The sequence below is a fragment of the Candidatus Methylomirabilota bacterium genome (genome assembly GCA_036005065.1).
Classification (GTDB): Bacteria; Methylomirabilota; Methylomirabilia; order Rokubacteriales; family DASRDR01; genus DASYQW01.
The window spans coordinates 1-9,150 of sequence record DASYQW010000416.1 but is presented as its reverse complement, the minus strand read 5'-3'; the positions used below and the strand labels follow the sequence as shown (position 1 = coordinate 9,150).

Here is a 9,150-nt window from a genome sequence, read left to right as displayed (position 1 = left end):
CGGCTCGGGCGCCGGGCGGCGAGGCCGGCCAGCCCCGAGGGCAGGAGAATCACGAACAGCATGATCGTGAGCCCGACGAGCATCAGGTTGTACACGACCCCCACGAAGCGGAGGCCCTCCGAGGCGCCGTAGAGGACGAGGGCCCCGAGCACCGGGCCCCAGATCGTCCCCATCCCGCCGAAGACCGCCATCCCGATCACCAGCGCCGTCGTGGCCGCGGACGCCACGCTCGGGCTGACCAGGAGCACGTAGTAGGCGTAGAGCGTCCCGGCCAGGCCCGCGAAGCCGGCGCTGAGGCCGAACGCCAGGAGCTTGTAGGCCGTCGTGTTGATCCCCAGCGTGGCGGCCAGCACCTCGTCCTCCCGGATGGCCCGGAAGGCCTGGCCGGCCGAGGTTCGCTCGCAGACCGCGACCATGGCGGCCACCGACAGCCCCACGATGCCGAGGATCAGCCAGTAGGCGCCCTGCCGGTGGGCCACCGGGTCGGCCGGCAGGCCGGGAAAGGTCGGGTAGTCGTGGATGCCGAAGGGCCCCCCGGTGAGCGCGAGCCAGTTCTGGGCGACGAGCCGCAGGATCTCGGCGAAGGCGAGCGTCACCAGGGCGAGGTAGTGCCCGCGCAGGCGGAGCGCGGGGAAGCCGACCGCGAGCCCGATCGCGCCCGCCAGGAGCGCCCCGAAGCCGAGGCCGCCCCACGGCGAGAGGCCCGCGTGCTTGGTGGCCGCGGCGGCGGCGTAGGCGCCGAGCGCGAAGAAGCCGGCGTGACCGAAGGAGATCTGCCCGGTGTAACCGCTCAGCAGGTCCCAGCTGGCGGCCAGCAGCGCCCAGATCAGGGCCTGGGTGGCGATCGACAGCACGAAGGGATGGGGCACGAGCACGGGCAGGAGCACGGCCGCGGCGGTCCCCATCAGCAGGACCAGCCGGCCGAGGGAGCGCCGCCCGCCGGCCCTCACCGGACGACGGCCCGTCCCAGGAGGCCCTGCGGCCGCACCAGGAGCACGCCGATCATCACGGCGAACGCGATCAGGTTCTGCCACTGGGAGGGAATCACCATCACCGCCAGAGACTCCACCACGCCCATCACCAGGCTGGCCAGGAGGGCGCCCGCCAGGTTCCCCATTCCGCCCAGGATCGTGATCGCGAAGGCCTTGATCGTCAGGGGAAAGCCGACCGCGGGGTAGACGTTCACCAGGGGCGCCATCAAGGCCCCGCCCACCCCGGCGAGCCCGACGCCGAGCGCGAGGGTCAGGGCGAAGACCCGCGGCAGGTGGATCCCCATCGCCTGAGCCGCCTCCGGGTTCTGGGCGACGGCGCGGACCGCGAGTCCCTGACGGTGGAAGCGCAGGAAGGCGAAGAGCCCGCCGAGGAGCCCGGCGGCCGCGCCCAGGACGAGGAGGCGCTGGTAGCTGACGGTGGTGAACGCGAGCTCGGCGATGCCGCGCACGTGGGGCGGCACCTGCCGGTACTCGCCGCCGGCCAGGGCGAGCAGGCTCGACTGCATGAACGTCGACAGCCCGAGCGTCAGCACCAGGTAGAGCGGACCCTGCGGGCGCCGGCCCAGTCGCCGCCGGAGGGGCGCCAGCAGGAGCGGGTAGACGGCGAGCCCGAGGAGGAATGCGCCGGCGGCCGACGCGGCGATCCCGACCGCCGGGGGCAGACTCCCGACCACCACCGCCACGAAGACCAGGTACCCGCCCACGGCGAAGAACTCGCCGTGGGCCACGTTGATGACGTCGAGCACGCCGAAGATCAGGCTGAGTCCCACGGCGAACAGGGCGTAGAGCCCCCCGAGCACCACGCCCTGCACGACGAACTCCGCCACCGACTCCCACACGGCGTCAGGCCACGGCCTCGCCGAGGTAGAGCCGCCGGATCCGATCCGTCGCCCGCAGCTCGGCCGGCGTGCCGTCGAAGGCGTTCTGGCCCAGGTCCAGGACGAAGACCCGGTGGGCCACGTCGAGGATCATCTCGACGTTCTGCTCGACGATGAGGAGCGCCAGCCCGGCGCGGTTCAGGGTCGCGATGACCTCGTAGACGCGGTCGATGAACCGCGGGGCGAGCGCCGCCGAGGGCTCGTCGAGAAGGATGAGCCGCGGGCGGATGACCAGCGCCCGGGCCAGCGCGAGGAGGCGCTGCTCGCCCCCGCTCAGGCTGCCGGCCGGTTGCCGCCGCCGCTCAGCCAGCATCGGGAACTCGGCGTACACGCGGTCCAGGGCCGCCCGGAGGGTCCGCCGCTCGCGAAGACTGTAGCCGCCGAGCACGAGGTTCTCGTGGACGGACATCTCCGCGAAGAGGCCGCCGGCCTGGGCGACGAAGCTCACGCCGCGCCGCAGGATCTGGTCCGGACGGAGCCCGGTGAGCTCGCGCCCCTCGAAGGCCATCGTGCCCGCGAACGGCCGGAGGTAGCCGAAGACCGTCTTGAGGAGCGTCGACTTGCCGGCACCGTTGGGCCCGATCACCCCGATGATCTGCCCGGCCGGCACGGCCAGCGAGACGTCCTGAAGGATCTCGAGCTGGCCGTACCCCGATCGGACCGACTGGACCGTGAGCATCAGCCGTGAGACGCGCGCCGCTGCCCGAGCAGGGCCGCGATCACCCGCTCGTCCCGGCGGATGACGTCGGGGGCGCCCTCGGCGATCTTCTCGCCGTGGTCCAGGACCACGATCTTGTCGCAGAGCCCCATCACGAACGGCATGTGGTGCTCGATGACCAGGAACGTCCGGCCGGCCCGCCGGAGCGTCCCGACGAGGTCGGCGATCCGGGCGCGGACCACCGGGTGGACGCCGGCCAGCGGCTCGTCGAGCATGAGAAAGGCCGGGTCGACCAGGAGGTTCATGGCGAGCTCGAGCAGCCGCTGCTGCCCGACCGAGAGATGGCCGGCCGGCTCGTCTCCGAGGTGCCCGAGTCCCATCCGGCCGAGCCACGTCTCGCCGTCCCGCGCCCAGTCGCGCCGGCCCCGGGCCATCGCCGCGATGGCCAGGTTCTCCCAGACCGAGAGGTCCCGGAAGACTTTCACGGACTGGAAGGTGCGCCCGATGCCCCGCCGGGCCACGTCGTAGGGCGCGAGGCCGTCGATCCGCTCGCCGTCGTAGAGGACGGCGCCCGCGTCCGGCCGGAGGAGGTTCACGATCAGGTTGAAGATGGTCGTCTTGCCCGACCCGTTCGGTCCGATCAGCCCCACCACGGTGCCGGCCTCGACATCGAACGAGCACCCGTCCACGGCCCGGATGCCGCCGAAAGCCTTGGTGAGCCCGGTGACCCGGAGCTTCGGGATCCCGCTCACGCCGCTTTACTTCTTCTCCCAGGCGAACGGCGGCGCCGGCACGTACTTGCCTCCGCCGGTCGTGGCCACATCAGGCGGGTAGATCGGCACCTTCTTGCCGCCCTGGATCTGGACCACCACCGTCTGGATCGGCATCCGGTGCCCCTCGGCCAGCGAGGTGAACTTTCGCGTGCCCCAGGCCGTGACGAAGGTGCCCTGCTCGATGCCGGTCCGGACCTTCTCGGGCTCGAGGCTCTGCGCCTTCACGATCGCCTCGATAGCGACCAGGGCCGCGTCGTGGCCCTGGACGGCGAAGTTGGTGGCGTCGACCCCGGTCTTCTTCTTGTAGGCGGCCGTCATCGGCTCGGACACCTCGGAGTACTTGGCCGGCCACCACCGGTTGTTGACGATGGTGCCGTCCATCAGCTTCGCGTGCCGATCGACGAAATCCTGGGCCGCCACCGTCGCCCCCATGTGGGCGATCACCGCCGGCACCCGCAGCTCGTTCCACTGGGTATAGAGGACGGGTCCGCTGGCTCCGTAGATCTCGCCGATGATCGCCTGGGCCCCGACCCGCTTCATCTTGGCGAGCTGCGGGGTGAGGTCGGTCACGCCGCGGTCCACGAACTCGTCGGCCACGACCTCCACGTCCTTGACGTTGGCGGCGAACCAGTCGCGGGTGATCCGCGAGAAGTCGCGCCCGGCGTCCGTGTTCTCGTTCAGCAAGGCGATCTTCTGGGGCTTGACGGTGGCGGCCACGGCGGCGGCCAGCGAGCGGGCGATGTCGTTCGCGGTCGGGCTCAGCTGGAACACGAAGCCCATCTTGTTCTGGGCGATCTTGTCGCCGATCTTGAGCGAGGCCGAGCAGCAGGTGATCACCGGGATGGCGGCCTTCTGGAACTCGTCCATCACCCGGATGAAGACGTCGCTGGACAGGAAGCCGACACCCACGTGGATCCTGTCGACCGTCAGGGCCCGGGTGACCACGTTCAGGCCGACGTCGCCTTTGCCCTCGGTGTCGTACCAGATGACCCGCACTCGATGGGGCTTCCCGCTGATCCGGAGCCCCGGCTGCTGGGTCCGCTCCACCGCCACCTCGATCCCGGCCTTGATCTGGGCCCCGACGTCGGCGCTGATTCCCGAGATCGGCATGAAGGCGCCCAGCCGGACCTCCCCGGCGTCCTGGGCCCTCCCGTCTCCCAGCCCGACCAGCAGCGTCGCGACGCCGATCGTGAGTACCGCGATGACCGCTCGACTGCCGACGCGTCTCATTGGCTATCCTCCGTGTCCAGCGATGGCGAGCCCACGGCCGCGAGCCCCCGGGGTGGAGGCCGGACTCTACGCCGCCATACTATGGGCCAACCCCCCGACCACCGCAATGCGCTTCGCCCCCGGGTGCCTCGGGCCGCCGCGGTGATAGACTGGGCGCCACACCGGAGGTGGCCGATGGTGGTCAAGTTCGACGCGGAAGGCGTGGCCCGGCTCGAGCGGATGTATGCCACGCCGGCGATCGCGGAGCAGCGCGCGCGGACGCGGGCGGCCCTCGCGCCCCGGCCGGGCGAGCGCGGGCTCGATGTCGGCTGTGGCCCCGGCTTCCTCGCCTGCGAGCTGGCCCGCGCGGTCGGCGAGGCCGGGCGAATCGTCGCGATCGACTCGAGCCCCCAGATGCTCGATGCCGCCCGGGCCCGGGCCGGTCGCGAGCGGGTGAACGACCGGATCCAGTTCGCCCGGGGCGACGCCGCCCACCTCGCCTTTCCGGCGGCGTCGTTCGACTTCGTGGTCGGCGTCCAGGTCTACCTCTATGTGCCTGAGCTCGAGCAGGCCCTGGCCGACGTGGCCCGGGTGCTGCGTCCGGGCGGCCGCTTCGCCCTGGTGGATACGGACTGGGACTCGTGCGTCTGGCTCACCGGGGACCGGGATCGCCACCGCCGGGTCATGGAGGCGCGGATCACCGACTTCGCGGACGCCCACGTGCCGCCCCGGGTGCCCGGGCTCCTGCACGCGCTGGGCCTCCGCGTGACCCACGCCAGCGTGATCCCGCTCCTCGAGCTCTCGTACGATCCTGGCTCCTTCAGCGGCGAGATGATCGGGGTGGCCAAGCGCGCGGCTATCCGGCACGGGATTCCGCCCGTGGAGGCCGAGGCCTGGGAGGCCGATCTGCGCCGCCGGACGGGGAACGGCGATTACTTCTTCAGCGTGAACCGCTACCTCTTCGTGGCGACCAAGTAGGCACGCCGAGCGTCAGTGGATGCGCCGCTCGAGACCCTTCCAGTAAGGCTCGCGGAGGTCCTTCTTCGGGATCTTGCCGGAGGGATTGCGGGGGAGGCTCTCGGCGAAGTCGACGGAGGTGGGGCACTTGTAGTGGGCCAGGCGCTCGCGGGCGAAAGCGACGATCTCCGCCTCGGACGCCTCGGCGCCGGCCCGCCGGACGACGATGGCCTTCACGGTCTCGCCCCACGTCGCATCCGGCACGCCGATCACGGCGACGTCCGTGATGGCGGGGTGTGACATCAGGGCGTTCTCGACCTCGGCCGGGTAGACGTTCTCGCCGCCCGAGATGATCATGTCCTTCACCCGGTCGTAGAGGTAGAGGAACCCCCCCTCGTCGACGTACCCCACGTCGCCGGTCCTGAGCCAGCCGTCGGGGGTGATCGTGCGGGCCGTCTCCTCCGGCATCCGCCAGTAGCCCTTCATGTTCTGGGGCGACCGCGTCCACAGCTCGCCCACCCGGCCCGCCGGCACGTCCTGGCCGGTGTCCACGTCGACGATGCGCGTGTCCACCCAGGGGTAGGGGCGCCCGCACGACCGGAGTCGCCCGGCGTGGGGACCGCCGGGGTCGTGGTCGCCGGGCTCGAGCTCGGTGATGGCACCGGTGGTCTCGGTCATGCCGTAGACTTGCATGAAGTCGCAGCGGAACGCGCGCAGCGCCCGCACGAGCACGTCCTCGGCGATCGGCGACGCTCCGTAGACGATGAGGCGCAGCGCCGAGACGTCGGTCTCGGCGCATCCCGGCGTCATCAGCAGGAACTGGAGGAGCGCGGGGACGAAGAAGGCGTGCGTCACCCGGTGGCGCGGGATGGCGGCCAGGATCTCGGCCGGGTTCACCTCGCGCATGAGGACCGAGTGGCAGCCGTTGAACATCCCGACCAGCGCCCAGCCGCTGCCCCCGATGTGGAAGAGCGGCATCGCCACCAGGTTCACCGAGTCCGCCGAGAATCCCCATCGCGCCGTCGTGTGGGAGAGCAGGCAGCTCAGGTTGGCGTTGGTGATCATCGCCCCCTTGGGGAGACCGGTGGTGCCGGAGGTGTAGAGCTGCATGGCGACCTCGTCCGGGGCGGAGGCGACGGCCGGATCGGCCGCCTCCTGGCGGGCGAGCCAGGCAGCATACCGCTCGTGGCGAGGATGGTCACCGAGGACGATGATCTTCTCGACGGTGGTGAGCTCGGCCTCCATCGCGTCGAGGTGGGCCGCGAAGGCCTCGCCGACGAAGAGCACTCGGGCGGCGGCGTCGTTGACGATGTAGGCCATCTCGCGGGGCTGGAGCCGCCAGTTGACGGCGACGTTGACCGCATCGAGCTTCGCCCCGCCGAACAGCACCTCGAAGTATTCGGGGCCGTTCTTGTCGAGGAGGGCGACGCGCTCCTGGGCCCGCACGCCCTCGCGCTGGAGCCCCCGGGCGACCTGGCTCGAGCGCGCGTGCAGCTCGGCGTAGGTGAGCACCCGGTTCCCGCCGGTGATCGCGGTCTTGCCGCCGCGCTCGGCGGCGTGCCGGCGAACGATCCCGGCCAGCGTGAAGGCCATGGTCCGCGGGAGACGCGCGGTCAGGTCGTTCCGGTCCGGACCGCCTCCTGCTGGCGCAGGTCGACCCGCCGGATCTTCCCGGTCTCGGTGCGCGGGAGCTCGGTCACGAACTCGACCTCCCGCGGGTACTTGTAGGGGGCGAGCTCCTTCTTGACGTGCTCCTGGAGTTCCTTGGCCAGCGCCTCCGACGGCGCGACCCCGGGCTTGAGGACGATGAAGGCCTTGGGGACGAACCCGCGCGTCGGGTCGGGGGCCGCCACCACCGCCGACTCGGCGACGGCCGGATGCTCGTCGAGGACGTGCTCGACCTCGGGACCCGGGATCTTGTAGCCGCCCGAGACGATCATGTCGTCGGAGCGGCACTGGTAGGTGAAGTAGCCGTCGTCGTCGTGAATGTACACGTCGCCGGTGACGTTCCAGCCGCCGAAGCGCACGTACTCGGCCTGCCGGTCCGGCTTGCGCCAGTACTTGCAGCCGGTCGGCCCCTTGATCGCGACGAGACCGGCCGCGCCGCGCGGCGCCTCGTTCCCCGCCTCGTCAACGACCCGGCAGTCGTAGCCCGGAACGGCGACGCCGGTGGCGCCGGGGCGAACCCGCCCGGGGAGCGACGAGATGAAGATGTGGAACATCTCCGTCGAGCCGATCCCGTCGAGGCACTCCTTGCCGGTGCGCTGGACCCACTCGTCGTAGGTCGCCGCCGGCAGCGGCTCGGCCGCGGAGATGCAGAGCCGCAGGCTGCCGAGATCGTACCGTGTCTCGAGCGCCGGGACCCGGAGCATCAGCCGGTACGAGGTCGGGGCGCAGAAGACGACCGTGACCCGTTGACGCTGGATCGTGTCCAGCATGTGCTCCGGGTCGAAGGGGCCCGACAGCACGGTGGCGGCGCCGAACCGGAGCGGATAGACGAGGAGGCCCCCGGTGCCGAAGGTGAAGGCGAGGGTGGGATGGCCGCCGAACCGATCCTCTTCCGAGGGCGTGAGGACGTACCGCGCGTAGGAGTCGGCCGAGCCGAGGATGTCGATGTGCTGATGGACGCAGCCCTTGGGCACGCCGGTGGACCCGGAGGTGTAGGCGATCATCGCCACGTCGCGGGCGGCCGTGTCGGCGGCCGGGCAGCGCTCCGATTGCCCGTCCATCAGCCCGGCCCAGGCGATGTCGCCGGGCCGCGTCTCGCCGACCACGATCAGGCGCTTCAGCGAGGGAGCACTCGGCCGGGCTTTCTCGAGCTCCTCCCGGAGCCCGCCCCACACCACGGCCGTCTCCGTTCCCGCATCGTTGGCGATGTAGGCGAGCTCGCGGGCCCGCAGCATCGGCATGGTGGACACGGTGACCGCCCCGAGCTTCTGGCAGGCGAGCCACGTGATGATGAACTCGGGGCAGTTCGGCATCCGCATCAGCACGCGGTGCCCGCGATCGAGGCCAGCGGTCCGCAGGCCGTTGGCCAGGCGGTTCACGCGCTTCTGGAGCTCCCCGTAGGTGAGGATCTGGTCCTGGTAGTAGATCGCCGGCCGCCCGGCGCGGCCGCCGTCGGCGTTGGCGTCGAGGAGCTCCCGCGCCACGTTGAGCCGAACGGGGTAGCGGTGCTCCGGCAGCGTATAGACCCGGTCGGGCCAGAGCTCCCTGGGGGGCAGGCCCTCGTCGAGCGGGATCGGCATCGCGCGTCCTCCTGGGCTCGGGTTCATGGTAGCCAAATCCCGAGGGTCGGACAACCGGGGCAACGTGAGTCGCGCTGGGTCGACCTCGGCGAGCCGGAGATTGCCGGGGTTCCACCAAGTACGTATAATGCCCGTATGGCCAAGGCCTCGCTCAAGCGGGAGAAGTGGACGCTGTCCTTCGATGCGGCCCTGAAGGCCTTTCTGGTCAAGACAGCCAGGCGACGCGGTGTGTACCCCGTCGCCTTGCTGGAGGAGATCGTCAGGCAGCGGTTCAATCCCTACGGGCACACGGACGTGATGGACAGCCTCGAATACGTTCGCATGCTCCGCCGCCGCTCGCGGGGTCAGTCGGACGCGGCCTTCCTGAAAGAGATCCGGGAGTGGCAGCGGTCCGAATCCTCGTAGATACCGATATCCTGATCGATTACTTCAACG

9 protein-coding genes are annotated in these 9,150 nt (G+C 70.9%); 2 read left to right on the top strand and 7 right to left on the bottom strand.

Going from position 1 to position 9,150, the window contains the following annotated elements; translation table 11 throughout:
- From VGW35_27250 to VGW35_27230, 5 genes are all read right to left on the bottom strand, one after another.
- Positions 1 to 950 (bottom strand): branched-chain amino acid ABC transporter permease (locus tag VGW35_27250; protein ID HEV8311373.1); only part of this gene is annotated, 950 nt, incomplete at its 3' end.
- Entirely contained in the window at positions 947 to 1,819 is an 873-nt protein-coding gene (locus tag VGW35_27245; protein HEV8311372.1) for a branched-chain amino acid ABC transporter permease, read from the bottom strand. The genes VGW35_27245 and VGW35_27250, both read right to left, overlap by 4 nt.
- Before the next feature lie 16 nt (positions 1,820 to 1,835).
- Positions 1,836 to 2,549, bottom strand: a complete 714-nt coding sequence (locus VGW35_27240) for an ABC transporter ATP-binding protein (protein HEV8311371.1) — start codon at positions 2,547 to 2,549, stop codon at positions 1,836 to 1,838.
- On the bottom strand, positions 2,549 to 3,280 hold the full coding sequence (locus tag VGW35_27235) for an ABC transporter ATP-binding protein (GenBank protein HEV8311370.1): 732 nt from the start codon (positions 3,278 to 3,280) through the stop codon (positions 2,549 to 2,551). Before VGW35_27235 ends, VGW35_27240 begins: the two co-directional genes overlap by 1 nt.
- A 6-nt stretch (positions 3,281 to 3,286) precedes the next feature.
- Positions 3,287 to 4,531, bottom strand: a complete 1,245-nt coding sequence (locus VGW35_27230; GenBank protein HEV8311369.1) for an ABC transporter substrate-binding protein — start codon at positions 4,529 to 4,531, stop codon at positions 3,287 to 3,289.
- Between the two features lie 174 nt (positions 4,532 to 4,705).
- Here VGW35_27230 and VGW35_27225 point away from each other — a divergent pair, with 174 nt between their 5' ends.
- A complete protein-coding gene (locus tag VGW35_27225) occupies positions 4,706 to 5,488 on the top strand; it encodes a methyltransferase domain-containing protein (GenBank protein HEV8311368.1) in 783 nt (260 codons plus the stop codon).
- Between the two features lie 12 nt (positions 5,489 to 5,500).
- Here VGW35_27225 and VGW35_27220 read toward each other — a convergent pair whose 3' ends face one another.
- Complete coding sequence (locus VGW35_27220) at positions 5,501 to 7,060, bottom strand: long-chain-fatty-acid--CoA ligase (protein HEV8311367.1); 1,560 nt, start codon at positions 7,058 to 7,060, stop codon at positions 5,501 to 5,503.
- 20 nt (positions 7,061 to 7,080) lie between these two features.
- Positions 7,081 to 8,715 (bottom strand): benzoate-CoA ligase family protein, encoded by a 1,635-nt coding sequence (locus VGW35_27215; GenBank protein ID HEV8311366.1) that lies wholly within the window; start codon positions 8,713 to 8,715, stop codon positions 7,081 to 7,083.
- A gap of 135 nt (positions 8,716 to 8,850) precedes the next feature.
- Here VGW35_27215 and VGW35_27210 point away from each other — a divergent pair, with 135 nt between their 5' ends.
- Positions 8,851 to 9,120, top strand: a complete 270-nt coding sequence (locus tag VGW35_27210) for a hypothetical protein (GenBank protein ID HEV8311365.1) — start codon at positions 8,851 to 8,853, stop codon at positions 9,118 to 9,120.
- Positions 9,121 to 9,150: the final 30 nt, after the last annotated feature.

What these genes read in the sequence shown, in the direction of transcription:
- VGW35_27240 (HEV8311371.1), bottom strand. Translation starts at nt 2,549, where the DNA reads ATGCTCACGGTCCAGTCGGTCCGATCGGGGTACGGCCAGCTCGAGATC.
- VGW35_27230 (HEV8311369.1), bottom strand. Translation starts at nt 4,531, where the DNA reads ATGAGACGCGTCGGCAGTCGAGCGGTCATCGCGGTACTCACGATCGGC.
- VGW35_27225 (HEV8311368.1), top strand. Translation starts at nt 4,706, where the DNA reads ATGGTGGTCAAGTTCGACGCGGAAGGCGTGGCCCGGCTCGAGCGGATG.
- VGW35_27220 (HEV8311367.1), bottom strand. Translation starts at nt 7,060, where the DNA reads ATGGCCTTCACGCTGGCCGGGATCGTTCGCCGGCACGCCGCCGAGCGC.
- VGW35_27215 (HEV8311366.1), bottom strand. Translation starts at nt 8,715, where the DNA reads ATGCCGATCCCGCTCGACGAGGGCCTGCCCCCCAGGGAGCTCTGGCCC.
- VGW35_27210 (HEV8311365.1), top strand. Translation starts at nt 8,851, where the DNA reads ATGGCCAAGGCCTCGCTCAAGCGGGAGAAGTGGACGCTGTCCTTCGAT.